The sequence below is a fragment of the Bacillus paranthracis genome, assembly GCF_001883995.1.
Taxonomy (GTDB): Bacteria; Bacillota; Bacilli; order Bacillales; family Bacillaceae_G; genus Bacillus_A; species Bacillus_A paranthracis.
The window spans coordinates 51,813-67,331 of sequence record NZ_MACE01000018.1; the positions used below are offsets into that span (position 1 = coordinate 51,813).

At 33.1% G+C, this 15,519-nt stretch carries 11 protein-coding genes; 3 read left to right on the forward strand and 8 right to left on the reverse strand.

What is annotated here, in order from left to right; genetic code table 11:
- Positions 1–172 precede the first annotated feature (172 nt).
- Entirely contained in the window at positions 173–1,510 is a 1,338-nt protein-coding gene (locus tag BAQ46_RS06390; RefSeq protein WP_061131614.1) for an NAD(P)/FAD-dependent oxidoreductase, read from the forward strand.
- 480 nt (positions 1,511–1,990) lie between these two features.
- On the forward strand, positions 1,991–3,910 hold the full coding sequence (locus BAQ46_RS06400; protein ID WP_071741797.1) for an LTA synthase family protein: 1,920 nt from the start codon (positions 1,991–1,993) through the stop codon (positions 3,908–3,910).
- A 99-nt stretch (positions 3,911–4,009) separates the two neighbouring features.
- On the opposite strand, the gene BAQ46_RS06405 is transcribed toward BAQ46_RS06400, so the two are convergent.
- Positions 4,010–6,823: a dynamin family protein gene (locus BAQ46_RS06405; protein ID WP_116777225.1), complete on the reverse strand. Its 2,814-nt coding sequence runs from the start codon at positions 6,821–6,823 to the stop codon at positions 4,010–4,012.
- Between the two features lie 454 nt (positions 6,824–7,277).
- Between BAQ46_RS06405 and BAQ46_RS06410 the strand changes: the two genes are divergently transcribed.
- Positions 7,278–7,463: a hypothetical protein gene (locus BAQ46_RS06410; protein WP_000461128.1), complete on the forward strand. Its 186-nt coding sequence runs from the start codon at positions 7,278–7,280 to the stop codon at positions 7,461–7,463.
- 389 nt (positions 7,464–7,852) lie between these two features.
- Here BAQ46_RS06410 and BAQ46_RS06415 read toward each other — a convergent pair whose 3' ends face one another.
- The 7 genes from BAQ46_RS06415 to mutL all read right to left on the reverse strand — a co-directional run bounded on the left by BAQ46_RS06415 (position 7,853) and on the right by mutL (position 15,512).
- Complete coding sequence (locus BAQ46_RS06415) at positions 7,853–8,839, reverse strand: choloylglycine hydrolase family protein (protein ID WP_061131611.1); 987 nt, start codon at positions 8,837–8,839, stop codon at positions 7,853–7,855.
- 214 nt (positions 8,840–9,053) lie between these two features.
- On the reverse strand, positions 9,054–10,418 hold the full coding sequence (locus BAQ46_RS06420) for a sensor histidine kinase (protein WP_000413918.1): 1,365 nt from the start codon (positions 10,416–10,418) through the stop codon (positions 9,054–9,056).
- A complete protein-coding gene (locus BAQ46_RS06425) occupies positions 10,406–11,068 on the reverse strand; it encodes a response regulator transcription factor (RefSeq protein WP_000101080.1) in 663 nt (220 codons plus the stop codon). The genes BAQ46_RS06420 and BAQ46_RS06425 overlap by 13 nt, the downstream gene beginning before the upstream one ends.
- Positions 11,069–11,109: 41 nt before the next feature.
- Positions 11,110–11,868: a lantibiotic immunity ABC transporter MutG family permease subunit gene (locus BAQ46_RS06430; protein WP_000279845.1), complete on the reverse strand. Its 759-nt coding sequence runs from the start codon at positions 11,866–11,868 to the stop codon at positions 11,110–11,112.
- A gap of 1 nt (position 11,869) precedes the next feature.
- A complete protein-coding gene (locus tag BAQ46_RS06435) occupies positions 11,870–12,622 on the reverse strand; it encodes a lantibiotic immunity ABC transporter MutE/EpiE family permease subunit (protein WP_001055399.1) in 753 nt (250 codons plus the stop codon).
- A gap of 3 nt (positions 12,623–12,625) precedes the next feature.
- Positions 12,626–13,330, reverse strand: coding sequence for a lantibiotic protection ABC transporter ATP-binding protein (locus BAQ46_RS06440; protein ID WP_001002802.1), 705 nt, complete (start codon positions 13,328–13,330; stop codon positions 12,626–12,628).
- 238 nt (positions 13,331–13,568) lie between these two features.
- The gene (mutL, locus tag BAQ46_RS06445) at positions 13,569–15,512 is read right to left on the reverse strand and encodes a DNA mismatch repair endonuclease MutL (protein ID WP_000516472.1); all 1,944 of its coding nucleotides are present in this window, start codon (positions 15,510–15,512) and stop codon (positions 13,569–13,571) included.
- Positions 15,513–15,519 lie beyond the last annotated feature (7 nt).

Consider the following 15,519-nt stretch of genomic DNA (forward strand, 5'->3'; position numbering starts at 1 on the left):
CTAATTCTTCTTGTAAATAAAGACACTTGTATTTACTTCATCACTCTAAGAAATTAAAAAAGCATCAAGTTCAAAAACTCCCCTTTATTAATAAAATTTATTTCTTACCTTCATAAAATTGTTATACACTAAAAAAATAAAAAACAAACTATTCGTTAGCAGGTGAAAGAATATGTATGATGTTACAATTATCGGCGCTGGAGTAAGTAGCATTTTTCTGGCTTATTCACTAGTTAAAAGTAACAAAAAAGTTTTAATTCTTGATAAAGGTAAAGCGCTAGGAGCTCGCCATTGTCCTTTAGACGAAGGAAAAGCGTGTAATTGTACTACATGTGATAAATATTTCGGATTTGCTGGTTTAGGAAAATCTGAAGGGAAATTTAATTATACAAACGGATTTGGTGGAGAACTTGAGCAAAAAGTTGGTAAAGAGGGCTTTATACAACTTATGGCTGAAGTAGATGAAATTCTATGTCAGTTCGGAGGAAATTCAGTTTCAAAATATTCTACAGAAAATCCAAATCTCAATAAGAGAGCTGAATCGTGTGGTTTACAAATGCTAACAACAGAAGTACGGCATCTTGGTACTACCCTTTCAAAGGAAATTTTTCAGCAACTCTACGAATTTTTACTTACGAAAATAAATATACAATTTCATATAGATGTACAACATATTATGAAACAGAAAAATCATTTTACTATAGATACAAATGAAGGAACATTTCAATCTAGGCAACTAGTATTTGCAACTGGGCGTTCCGGAGCAGATTGGTTAAAGGAGATGTGCACTTCTCTACATATTTCTCAGGAACAAACTCGTGTAGATTTAGGTATTAGAGTAGAGATGAAAGAACACCAATTACGTTCTATATTAAAAGATACATTTGAGACTAAACTTTCTTATGAGCATGAGGATTTCACAGCGACTACGTACTGTATGAATCCAAAAGGACGCATTATTAGAAAGTACGAAGAAGGTTTAGTTATGCCTGACGGTCAAAATTTTCGAGAGAAAGGAACTGGCACACCTAACTTAAATTTCACTTTATTCATCCCGTGCTATTTTCCAACTCTCAAAGAAGCAAATATATATGCAAGTTCAATTATTAAAAACATTAACCAAGGACGAGATCGGATTGTTATACAGCGCTTAGAGGACTTACTAAATAAACAGCCTACAATAGCGAACGACATGAAATATAACCGTATACAACCTACGCTACAAGGAGATTATGGAAATTTGAATACAGAAATTCCTCCGTTATATATTGAAGGACTTAAAGAATTTTTATTACGATTAGAACAATTCATCCAAGAACCGATCGATACAGATACTTTATTATATGGAATTGACGGAAAGTTTTATGCTCCTACGATAAAACTCAATAATCATTTTGAAACAAGTATACATGGACTATTTTTAGTTGGGGATTGTTCAGGCGTCACTCATTCATTATCTCAAGCTGCTGCAAGTGGATTGTATGTTGGAAAATATTTATCTGACATCTAATTGCATAATTAAGATACCAATCAAATATTTTAAGTTTCACAACGCTTTATTTATGTAGTAATAGCATAAATCACTATCCTCCCTCCGCTAACGATTATCCCACAAGGAATCGAGATTTCATGAGATACATATGTAATATAAACGTGTATATATAACTATTGACATTCAATTCTAACAAATTGAATGTCAATAGTTTTACAAGCCTCTATTCAGTTCCACCTTCATTTGTTCGATATTTTGTAACATCACCATAGTGTTTAATATGTTAGGATGTCTATAAGTATTTTTTACTACAACTATGACTTTTTCTGCCTGTTCTAAAAAATAGATTGGCGCTTGAAAATTCCTCATTGTACGTATGTGAATACTTTATATTTTTACCTTTAGAAACCATTAGCTAATTGATTCATTACACTCTAATAGTTATAAAAATATAATATATAACACAAGTTAAATAAATTATATAAAGAAGGAGTAAAAATGAAAAATAAAATCAATTTACAAATGCAAAATATAAGCTTTGTTTTAATAATTGCTTTAGCAGTATGGTTAAAAACATATCTTATTACAAGATTCAGTTTTGATTTAAAAATTGAATCTTCTACACAAGAGCTTATTTTGTTTATTAGCCCTCTCGCTGCTTCATTAGCTTTTGTCGGATTCGCATTATTTGCAACCGGTGAAAAGCGAAATTATATCGCGCTATGTATTAATTTCTTATTAACAATTGTACTTGTTGGGAATGTAATGTTCTATGAGTTTTATAGTGATTTCGTTACGTTACCAGTACTTGGACAAACATCAAACTTTGGCCAATTAGGCGGTAGTATTATAGAAATATTGAACTACAAAATTATACTCGCATTCGCAGACATTATTTTCTTCTTTATTTTATTAAAGAAGAAGGCACTAGTCTTCCAAACGGGGCGCGTAACTCATTCGGCACGCTTGTTATATTTTCTCTTAACGATTGGTGTATTTTTTGCAAATCTACATCTTGCAGAAAAAGAGCGACCTGAATTACTAACGAGATCATTCGACCGAGTCATGCTTGTTAAAAATTTAGGACTATACACGCATCAAGTATATGATTTAACACTACAAGTAAAAGCAGGATCACAAAAGGCACTTGCTGATAGTAGTAAATTACAAGAAACAGAAAACTACGTGAAGGCAAACGAAAGTCAGCCGAATCCTAACATGTTTGGTGTAGCAAAAGGAAAAAACGTAATTGTTGTTACTCTTGAATCCTTACAAACCTTTTTAATAGGCGCAACAGTTAACGGACAAGAAGTTACACCATTTTTGAATGAATTCATAAATGAAAGCTATTACTTTGATAACTTTTTCCACCAAACTGGGCAAGGAAAAACATCCGATTCTGAATTTCTAATTGATACGTCGTTATATCCATTAAATCGAGGAGCTGTATTCTTCACACACGGTAACAATGATTATACTGCGACTCCAGAAATTTTACGTCAGCAAGGTTATTTCACTTCTGTATTCCATGCGAATAACGCAACATTTTGGAATCGTAATATCATGTACTCTGCTCTCGGTTATGATCGTTACTATAATGAACTTGATTACAAAATTACGCCCGAAACTAATTTAAATTGGGGATTAAAAGATATCGAATACTTTGATCAATCAGTAGATATATTAAAAACTGTTGATCAACCATTTTATGCTCGTTTCCTTACTTTAACAAACCATTATCCATTTACGTATGATGAAGATACAAAATTCATTGAACCATATAACTCTGGTAATGGCGTATTTGATCGTTATATCGTAACAGCACGTTACTTAGACGAATCAATTAAAAAATTTATTGAGCGTTTAAAAGCCGAGGGAATGTATGATGATTCTATTATTGTATTATACGGTGATCATTATGGCATTTCTGAAAAACATAATCGTGCAATGGCACAGTTTTTAGAAAAAGATCAAATAACAGAATTTGATACTTTAAATTTACAACGTACACCTTTATATATTCATGTCCCTGGACAAACAGAAGGTCAAACGATTTCAAAGCCTACGGGACAAATCGATATGAAACCTACTATTCTCAATTTATTAGGGATTGATACTACGAACGATATTCGTTTTGGTCATGATATGTTTTCAGATGAATATACCGGTTTTGTTGTTTTACGTGATGGTAGCTTCATTACAGACAAATATGCATACAAAAACAACACTTTCTATGACCGCATAACAGGTGAAATTGTAGATTTACCAAAAAAAGAAGCTCAAGCACTCATTAACCGTGCACAAAATGAATTACGAATGTCTGACAAAATTATTGAAGGAGATTTACTACGTTTCTCAGAAAGTAATAAAATTAAAACTGGCGAAGTACAAACTAAAATTAAAGAAACTGAAAAATAATGTGAATATGCAAAGGGAGCAACTCATTACAGTTGCTCCCTTTTACTCTCTTATAACATGTGATGCAATTTCACATAAAAAATCTTAAATATTTTACTTTTATTCTGCACTTGTTTCTAAAATTACATCTGTATAAGTATGATCATCACCCATATGTAAAATTACTTCACATTGACGTAATCTCAATTCAAAGAGCATGATAGAATCATGATAAACTTCAGGATTTGATTTCATTTTATGTAACATCTCTTGTTTTTCTTGTATTTCTAATTGCATATTTTCTACAGCTTGTTTCAAGGAGTTAAATGGATTCCTAAAGAAGATATGAATATCTCGCTCTTGTGTGTTTTCGAATAGCTCAAATTGCAAGAAAAATTTCTTCATAATAGAATCCGTTACCTCAGTATAATCTTCATTTTCTACATACTGTTTGTATTTGTTATATAACATAGTTTTATTTTTAGGAAGAACTCCAAATAATTTACCGGCACTTTTCAGTAAAAATTGTGCTGGCGTAAATCGACGTAAAATATTTACTTCATCCATTTGTATTCTAGTCGTCATTCTGTCAGTATCTCTGCGCCAGTCATCCAACACTTTAAAGTCACATTCTAACTGTATTCGATTTTCTCCAAATAAAGAATTAAGTCCTTCACTAAGTTCTTCTAAGTACGATTGACTTTGAAGGAGCTCATTATGAGAAGTTGCAATCCAATTTTGCATAGAAAGAGCAAGATGAGGTAATACCGTTTGTTCTAAATATTTATGCACTCTTTCATTCATTGCTTTATTTAGTTGCGTATCCATGTGACCGAAATCGCTTTCTTCACTTATTAAATCAGAACAACTCTGTAATACCTTCGGTATATTTTCAGTAAGATCATTTGTAATTTCCGTTTTCATTGTACGATATGACTCTGTAATGAAATGAATTTTTTCCCTCTCAAATGCAGTAAGGTTATTCATGCTACCGTTTAGTTTCACTAGCATATCTTCATTCCACTTAATCGCATCCACTAGATTGTTTTCTTTCTCAACGCGTTTAGCTAAAAGATATGTAATTGTTTTTCGGATGAAGAACAATAGCTTTTCAGTACGTTCTGCATCAATATTTTTATGATTAAAGTTAAAATGAATAAACTCACTTAACTCATTTAATTGTTGACTACTTGTATATAACGAAGAATAAGGAAAAATCCTCGCATGCGGGAAATATGTGTTTATTCTCGCTGCCGTATCATGTAATACTCTTTTCACTTCTGCTTCACTATAAATGTTATCGATTTTATTTAATAAGAAATGCACTTGTAAATTTGGTGTATGTTCTTGAATGCTTAATAGAATATCACGCTCTTTATCAGTAAAAGGTGAATCCGCATTCAATACAAACAATAATTCATCTACGGAATTTAGATATTCAAATACCTCATCCCTAGTGTCGTTATTCCTATTAAAGCCTGGTGTAACTACAAATGTAAGTTTATTTTCACTTAAAAATTTGCATGGTAATTTAAATTCAACACATGCTCTATCTCTATACGTTTGATGGTGTTGAGACATCATATTATGATAATCAGAGATATCTTCCGTTGTTGTAATTGCAGCATCTGTTATGGCGTTAATTTCTGTATGAGCATCATTTTTTAAAACTACTACATTTGAAATTGATTTTTCTAATAGATTTCCTCCTAATATAGAGTTGATAAATGTAGTTTTTCCGTTCCCTGAAGTTCCTGTTACTAAAATACGATTTGTTCTTAAATCTGCAAGTTCGTCAACTAACCATCTAAATCGTTGACCTATTTCTATATTGTTCTTTTGTGCCCACTGTGTAATAGATTCAAAAAGATGTAGACTGTACTCTAAACCATTCACATGATTCATAGAATATAACAGTAGCTTTTCCGCATGTTGTATATCGCCTGAATCTATTTTAGATGGAAAAATCTCATCCCATGCCAATACAGCTGCTGATGGAAATACAGCATAAGACGGATTGACTACTTTTAACCAATTTGTTAAAAGACTTGGAATGATATCGTGTAATTGTTTAAGCATATATTGCCCTTGAATTAATGCAAAGTATGTTTCTTCGTAAAGAGAAGAAATTTTGTCCCATATATCGGACGACTCTATTTCAATATGTAAGAAAAATTCATTTATTGTGTTAAGCCACAATAAGTAATTTTGTTCATTTTTATAACTGTTCCAAAGTGATGAAACCATTTGCGTAAATTGTACTTGATCTACATTATTTAATGTAACTAATGCATCATAAAAATAATCTGGTGAAATATGTTTAGTAAATCCTTTATCGATATATCCTTTTAACACCTCAAACCAAGGATAAGATTCTATTCGAATTAACTCATTCACAGCAAGCTCTACTGCACTATCAAAATCTTGTTGTTCCTCATAAAAGGAACGGGCAATTTTTGTGACATTCGGATAATCCGGATTTAAAGAAACCGCTTCTTTAATAACAGCGAAAGCTGCTTCAAAATTATTTTGCTCTATGTAAAGAGAAAGTAATTGTAATCTAATTTCTGTCATCAATATTATATTATCAGTAGCAATGGAAGTATAAACATTTTCAGCAACTGCTAATTGATTCAGTTCGAAATAAGCATCCGCAATATTTTTTTGTGCCCATGGTGCTAATTCATTACTAACCTTCTCCCATTTAAAAATAGCTGCTTCAAAATCTTGATGCTGATAATAAAATTCACCTTGCGCAAAACGAATATAAGATCCATCAGAAATCTCATTTTTTTCTTCGCTTATATAAGCTTCTCCAAGCACGTCAAGAGGTGGTTTTGTTACATTCTCCATTAGAAATGTTTCATAATACATTTTTTTTATTAATTGTTTTTCTATTCTCATCTTTTCCCCCACTATATCTTGAAAATACATTTTTAAGATATGTCAACACTTTATTTATGTATGTTTTTTATCTTAACAAAGAATATCTTTTGGAAAATTTCATTTTCCTTTCATTTTTCAAGTTAGATTGAATTTTTATGAGAAAAGTTTCAGTTTTTTATCAATTCCCTTTCAGTTATGAAACAGCATTAAATGTTCCTAATAACATAATAACACTATAATATTCCGCATTATATTATCAGGAAAAACCTATATGAATCATATTATAAAAACAATTTATAACGAATACATATGCAAAAAACACCTCCCCAAACAAATAACAAAAATTCATATCATATATTTCACAAATTATTTTCCTTTAAAATATTTCAGTAGTTTCGTAATTAAATTCCATTAACCTCTATAAATAACTAGTCCAAAAAAAATCTATATGCATATCATGTTATAGTAAAGAATTCAGGAAATCCTAAAAGGAGGCATTTTCATGTTTGAAGATAAATCTAAAATAAACTACCCATATGAATTTACCGAAACTACAACAATCCCGCTAAAAAACCCTATCAATAAAAATTTCAAAAACGGCTCTGGTACACATACTTTCCCAATTAAGAAGCATTATAAAGAGCAGGTGCTATATACGGAAAAAATTAATAATAATAAAAATAAATAAGCGTATAGGCTCTTATAACAATTAATCAAATAAGAATCTATATTAGACCTTGTATAGTTATAGGTAATATATAAGTTTTTCTTATACAACTCATGTACTTTTAAAAAGTGCTGATATACAGCGCTTTTTTATACATAGATAATAGAAGAACCAAAAAGGTATGGATATTTTCCACACCTTTTTGGTTCTTTACTATTTATAAATAAATTCCACCTTCACTGCTCCTTAGCTAATGCTCCTAGCAGCAAAATTCTACTCGTTGGAGTCATTGAAGAAAGGAGTAGATTTATGATAAATCCCAAAGTTAAAGAAGCACCCATGAATTATATAGGCCATTATTGCTCTATTATATATATTTAAAAATTTACCAAACGTTGTTTCAAAGCTACTTAATTTTCATAAAATATTTTTTGTTTCCGTTGGAACGGATAGGCTTTAATCTCATCTGTATCTAAATTTTCATGAAATAAATGAACAGCTATAATTTGTCTACAATCGTAAGTATGATAATAATATGTTCCGGATTCCATACACATTACGCTTGTATATATGGTATTATCTAATGCACCTTCTTCTGTTATTACTCCACCTTTAGGAACCTCACAATTTGATAAGATATGAAAAAGGGCTGATACTCCCTCTTCTTCGCTATCTATACCTTGAATGTTTTGTTTGCCATATGCTGCCCGCACAAATCTTGAGGGTGGAGTGAAATCCCCTGGAAGTCCCATTGAGCCCGATCCCTGACCAAAAGCACTTAATGGTAAGTTACTCCACTCTGTTGGCGCGAATGGCTGCGATTTAAGACCTATGTATTGTCTTAAATTTTGCAAATGCCAATTAAACTCCGGACTATTCGTCATCACTCCTAGTGGGTTGTCATACATTTTTAATCCTTCATTTGTCGGCTCCAGTACAATACAATCTCCCCATTTATCTGCCAAAATCCAATGTAGTGGTGGCGTAAGTCCTAAATCCGGTAACGGTATATCCAAAAAGGTAAGGCTATCTACAGATTTCTTTAACTCTTTGACAGAATTGAATTGTGTAAGACTCCAAGTCACAAAATCAAATGGAGCTAAATTCGTTTTATTGTCATCTATGCTTTGACTATACGTAGCGAATCCTGGAAAATAGAGTGTTGCACATGTCATACCTGCTTCATTTACTCCGTCCGCCATAATGATCCTTCCTTGATGATTAATTCCCATTCCGACCGTAGCATGTTTCGTATTAATGATTTCACCAGTTATATTATTCCACTGGTAATGTCGAGGAATGATTATTACTTCTTGATTCATATCTAATGTGAAGTCCATCGTTCTTGCAAAAAGATGCTGACCGTTTTTTGTCTCTAATGTCAAACTAGTACACATAAAGAACACCCCATTTTATGGTTTTATCTACACTTTACATAATTCCGATAAGTCTGTAAATTAAAAACCTCTTTCCTTACAAACAAATTAAGAACGTACATATAAATTACAAATAGGTTGAGGTTATCTCTAGTTTATAAATGAATTTTTAACATATAGTTGTAAAAGAAGTATATTAAAAAGGAGCGAATTGTTATAATCTGCCCCCCTCCCTCTACTTCGCTGATATTTCCAAAACAACTTTTGCACCGTACAGCTTTTTCGAATTACTTAAGTAAAGATTTCCACCGTGTTGCTTTGCAAAGCTTTTAGCAATGTATAACCCCATTCCATGGTGATCTTTGGAGTTTCTACTTTTATCTCCCCTATAAAACTGCTCTGTAGCTGAATGCATTTCCTCTTCTGTAAACCCTCTTCCCGAGTCCTCTACAATAAATTGCAGTTTTTCACTAATCATTTCCACTGAGAACATCAAGTCACCCTTTGTCGGAGAATATTCAATTGCATTCATCATTATATTCATAATTGCTCTTTTCAAAGCGGTCTCGTCAATAGGAATAAAATTTGGTATGTCCTGAACATTTTCAATTAGATTTAACTGTTTGCCTAAAACACAAATTGCACTTTCTTCTATAATATTATGAATAAAGTCTCGGAGATCTGTTTGCTTGAATTGAAGTGGAGCGCCTTCCTCACATTTCGTAATATCGAGTAAAGATTTCATATATATTTCCATCTCATCAATACTTTTCAAAATATGCTCATTACATTTCTTCTGATTTGAATCTAGCATTGATTCATTTAATAGCTCTGCATTCCCTCTCAATATCGTTAACGGCGTTTTAATGTCATGTGCCAAAGCAGCAATCTGCTCTCTTCTATTTGTTTCCATATTCCACTGTGTACGTAACGAATGATTTAATTCATCTTTCATTTTTACTAAAGAAGTTAATACTTCATTCACTTCTTTTATTTTAGATTGTTCCACTTGAAAATCTAAATCTTCCTTTTGAATTTTATCTGTTACCTTTCTCAAAATCATCATTTCCTTTGACAATGATTTACCAAAAGAGCGAGATAGAAATATCACTTCGGCAACAAATAGTAGAATAAAAAGAACAATTTCACAAACTTCCGGACTCGGTAAATACTTCTGCAAAATAGGATTTTTAAAAGTAGCGTGTAACGTATATAGAATGACACAAATATCTTTATCGCGTTCTATAATTGCATAGTAGTACGTACTGTCACCTTTTTCATCATTATGTATGTTATTCCATATTTGTCCTGCATAATCTTTATTAATACTCCCTTGTATAACGTTTCCTGAAAAATCATACAGAGCATATTTATATTGTTTTAAAATTTGATCATCTTCCTGTTCCGCTTTAACTATAGCATCTCTTTGCGACTCAATCTGTTTTTCATAATAATTTGCTGGTAAGATTATTTCTGCGTTAACTCCAACTTGGAATAGAATCATAAAAAAAGTCACTAAAGCAATCGTCCCTATTGAAAATGCAAAAATATACTGTATTAAAATCTTACTAAGGTTGACTTGCTTTTTCATTTTCTCCATTTATAACCAATTCCCCATACTGTTTCTATTGGATTCATGCCATACTTAGATAATTTATGACGGATATTTTTAATATGTTCCACAATTACTTGGTTATCACTTTCTCCCTCATAACCAAAAACATTTTCGTAAATCTTTTCTCTTGAAAATACTTGTCCATGATTCAAAGCTAGATATTCGCAAATTCCATACTCACTTTTCGTAAATGCGATAGATGTATCGTCATACCATATTTCTTTACATGACAGATGAAATGTAAGACCTGACAGGAAAAATGCATTTTGCTTTTCTCTATGCTCACGCCTTACATGCGCGGATACCCTCGCACGCAGTTCTCCAATTCCAAAAGGTTTTGTAATATAGTCATCTCCACCGAGACTAAGCCCTGTGATTAGATCCTTCTCCATTGTTTTGGCTGTTAGAAATACAATTGGACTATCAACCAAATCCCGTATTTCCTTACAAAGTGTAAAACCATCTATTTCTGGCATCATGACATCTAACAGAATTAAATCAAAATGACAAAATTTTTCCTTTGGTATAGTAAGAGGATTACTAACGGCTGTTACCTCATGACCTTCTTTCTCTAGAGCACTTTTTATAATGTAAAGGATGCCGTCTTCATCATCAATTGCTAATATTCTTGCCATATAGAATCCCTCCCCACTCTTCCATTATAATACAATTACACTTACATTTCTTTGCGTCCTTCATAAAAGGAAAACCACATAAGAGAAATAACAAATGCAATGATCGTGAAACAAACACAAATCACTGCTCCAGTTGCTGCCTCTACTGCTAAGACACGAATAGAACTAGGACTTAATTTGTATCCCAAAAAATAATTGCATAATCTCGCGCCCCATGCACATGGTATGTATTTCCAAATTACATCCCCCATCCCTGTAAGCATTAAAGCTGCCAACAAGCTTTCTATAATTCCAATCCCAATGGAAACACCTTTACTAAAGCGAAAATTTAAGAACAGATGCCATATATACATAAAGATTTGACAACTAAAAAGAATGAATGAAATTTCAACATACAAAGCAAATGGAATTTCATTTTGTCCTAACAGAAAATGAAAACCTGTCGCAAACCCAACGACTGCCAACATAGTGGAACAAAACCCACATATTAAAAGTAAACATACTTTACTAATTAACGCTTTACGTCTTCCGTATTCCGTTGATAAAAGTTCTTTAAAATTTCCTGCCAAAGCTTCCTGTTCCACGACAGAAGAACACACTATGCTAATTAGCAACGGAAAAGATATCGATAATACTTGTATATAGCCTGAAACTTTATTTATAGAATCAAATTTTGAAAAGGAATAATAACTTAAAAAAAGAGCAATACCGATGATTGGCATCGCTACATGTATCCAGAAAAAAATCGTGTGTTTCATTTTTATAAAATCAGCTCTTAATATCCTCGACAAAACCGCCATATTATTTTGCCTCCTGCTTTTCAAACCACTTTGCCGTCACATAAGTGAATAACAGGAACAACACAACAGAAATTACTATGCCTGGCAAAATCACATCGTAGGAAAGTAGTTCTGGTTTAAACGTTACACTTCCGGTTTCTGCATACAAACCATTTGGTAGTATTTTCAAAATAGGGATCATCAGTCTACTTGGATATGTGTATGGACTAATCATCCAAATATTTTTTGTTGCCAATACAACTCCAAAAATTCCATTTGCCCCTACATTCAACAGAAGCGTCGGAAATAGACCTATTTTGTTACCTAAAAACAAGCAGATTGGAATTTGCCACATAAAAGTAACGATTAAAAGAACGCTTCCTAATAGTGCATTTACCGTAGGAATGATGCGGAAATTCTCTTTATTTACTAGTAAACTAGATAACTCGATTCCACAGAAAAACAGTATGCATGAAAAACTCAAAATCCCTAAAATTAGTAATACTTTAGAAATCCACACTCGTTTTAATGAAACTGGTAACGATAAAATGGAACGATTATTCATTTTTTTATCTTTCTCCGCAAGAAGTACACAACTTAAAGAAACCATTCCCGGAAGCATCGTAATGTACCACCAGTTGTAACTAGATAATTGAAAATAATCCGCCGATAATAAAAAGGCAATTAGTATTGTAGCAAATGGAACTAGCCATATAAGTTTATTCAAAAAAGTATGTCTAATTTTAATTTTTTCAGATGCAATATATAGATTCATTTCTTATGCCTCCCTTCTATACTTTCCAGCCACTTGTACAAATAAATCTTCCAAGTCATCATTCTTATTCAATTTCCCCTGATACCCCAATACACCACCTGATATAATCCCAACATGATCTGCAATTTGACTTACTTCGCTTAAAATATGACTCGATAAAATGACCGTAATTCCTTTTCCAGGAAAGGATAGAATGAGTTTTCTTAATTCCTGAATTCCAAAAGGATCCAGTCCATTCATCGGCTCATCTAATATTAAAAATTTCGGATGGTTCAGCAATGCAATCGCAATTCCCAGTCGTTGCTTCATCCCCATAGAAAAATCCTTCGCTTTTTTCTTATCTGTATTCTCTAGCTCCACAATATGCAATACTTCATCAATCCTTGATTTAGGCAAACCTAAAACAGTCGTACGAACCTGCAGGTTTTCTCTTGCTGTTAAATTTTCATAAAGCGGAGGAGACTCAATTAAAGCACCAATAGAATGTAGATCGTGCCGCGTCCATTTATGACCATCAAAGTAAATCTCACCAGAAGTAGGTGTAAGCATGCCTGTTATCATTTTTAAAGTGGTCGATTTCCCCGCTCCATTAGGACCTAACAATCCATAGATTGAATATTTCGGTACAGAAAGCGAAATATTTTGTACGACACTTTGCTTTCTAAATGTTTTACAAAGATTTTTTGTTTCTAACATAATCTCATTCATCCTAAACTTCCTCCTCGTATATTGTAATTCTAGAATAAATGATAATTATAAGGATTCTATAAGGAAAAGAAAAAACATTGAGAGAAAAAGAAGTTTTTACATGCAACCTGTATGAAAACTATGGATTCATATAATTTTTCTATAATTGGTTACAGATGAAGAATTTATAAAAAAAGAATATCTAAACAAAAAAGAAGCGATTTATTTCATCGCTTCTTTTTATTAAATCATATTATCCCTACATAACCCTCTTAAACATCTTCTCCAACTCATAAGTAGAATGATGCACAAGAATTGGTCTTCCGTGCGGGCATGTGTATGGGTTTGTTGTTGTACGAAGTTCTTCCAGTAAAGCAAATATTTGATCGTTCGTTAAATATTGATTTGCTTTAATTGAAGCTTTACAGCTCATCATGATGGCTGCTTCTTCACGTAATTTTTTAATATCAACTTTTTTTAGTTTAACGACCTGCTCCATCATTTCATCGATAATTTCTGTTTCTTGCCCTTTTGGGAACCACGTTGGATGCGAGCGAACGATAAAGGATTGATGGCCGAATTGCTCCAAAAATAGTCCAACTTTTTTTAGTTCTTCTAGTTGCTCTTCGACACGTAAAAATTCGGTAAGAGATAAATCGATACGGTATGGTACGAGTAGTTCTTGTACTTCTTGTGCTACTCGTCCTACTTTATCACGGAAGTATTCATAATTAATACGTTCCTGCGCGGCATGTTGGTCAATCATATATAAGCCTTTATCATTTTGAGCGAAAATATATGTTCCATGCATTTGTCCAATTGGATAAAGCGGCGGTAAATCATTACCGTTCATTTCGATTTCTTCTATTTCCTGAACTTCTTCTTCTAATTCCTCTAGTTCAAAATCCTCTTCGTTACTGTCCCACGATTTCTCTTCTCGAATCGGTTCTTCCATTATCGGTTTAGTAGATGGCTGCCAACTTTGTTCTTCTCTTACGAGCGATTGTGGTGGTTGCCATTCTTGTTTTGGCGGTTGCCAAAGCTGCGCTGGCTGTTTCACAGCCTGCGGTTCTTCTTGTTTTTCATCCATGCCCGTCGGTAAAACGATCTCCGGCATGGATGGTTCTTTCGGCTTCGCATGCTCAAACTGAAACTGTTCTTGCACACTTTCATCTTTTTCTTTTTTCTTCGTTGTTACACCTGCATCTGGAATGAGCTGTATTTTTTTGAATGCTGCTTGCAATGTTTCTTCGATAAGCTTTAGTAATTCTTGTTCTTTACTAAAACGAACTTCTAATTTCGCAGGATGTACGTTAACGTCAACTAGCATTGGATCCATTTCAATCGATAAGAAGCCGATTGGATATCGTCCGACTGGCAATAATGTATGGTATCCTTGCTGAATAGCTTTCATTAATACGAAATTTCGAACGTAACGACCATTTACGATTGTTGACATATAATTTCGAGATGCTCTCGTTACTTCTGGTAATGTTACATAGCCTTTAATTGTGAAATCTAAAGATTCCGCTTCAATTGGAACAAGCTTCTTTGCAACTTGAATGCTATAAATCGATGCAAGTACTTGTCTTACATCACCATTTCCTGATGTATGAAGCAATTTCTTTTCATTATGAAATAGCTTTAACGATACTTCTGGGTGTGACATTGCAATACGATACACGATATCTGTAATATTCCCAAGCTCTGTATGAATGGTTTTCATATATTTAAGACGCGCTGGTGTATTAAAGAATAAGTTTTGTACTGTAATATCTGTTCCTTTTCGGCTCGCTGTTTTCTCCTGCTTTATAATGTCTCCACCTTTAATAATAAGGTGCGTACCAGGTGCATCACCTGTGCTAGTGATTAATTCTAATTCACTAACTGAGGCAATACTCGGTAATGCCTCGCCGCGGAAACCGAGTGTTCTTATGCGAAACAGATCGTTTTCATCTTTAATTTTGCTCGTCGCATGTCGTTCAAAAGCGACGATACAATCTTCTTCTGCAATGCCGTCCCCATTATCAATGATGCGAATTTTCGATAAACCAGCTTCTTCTAAGTGGATTTCAATAGATGTACTATTCGCATCGATAGAATTTTCCACAAGTTCTTTTACGACTGAGGCAGGGCGCTCTACTACTTCCCCTGCCGCAATTAAGTTAGAGAGTTGATCATCTAGTTTGCGAATTTTACCCATCTACTTA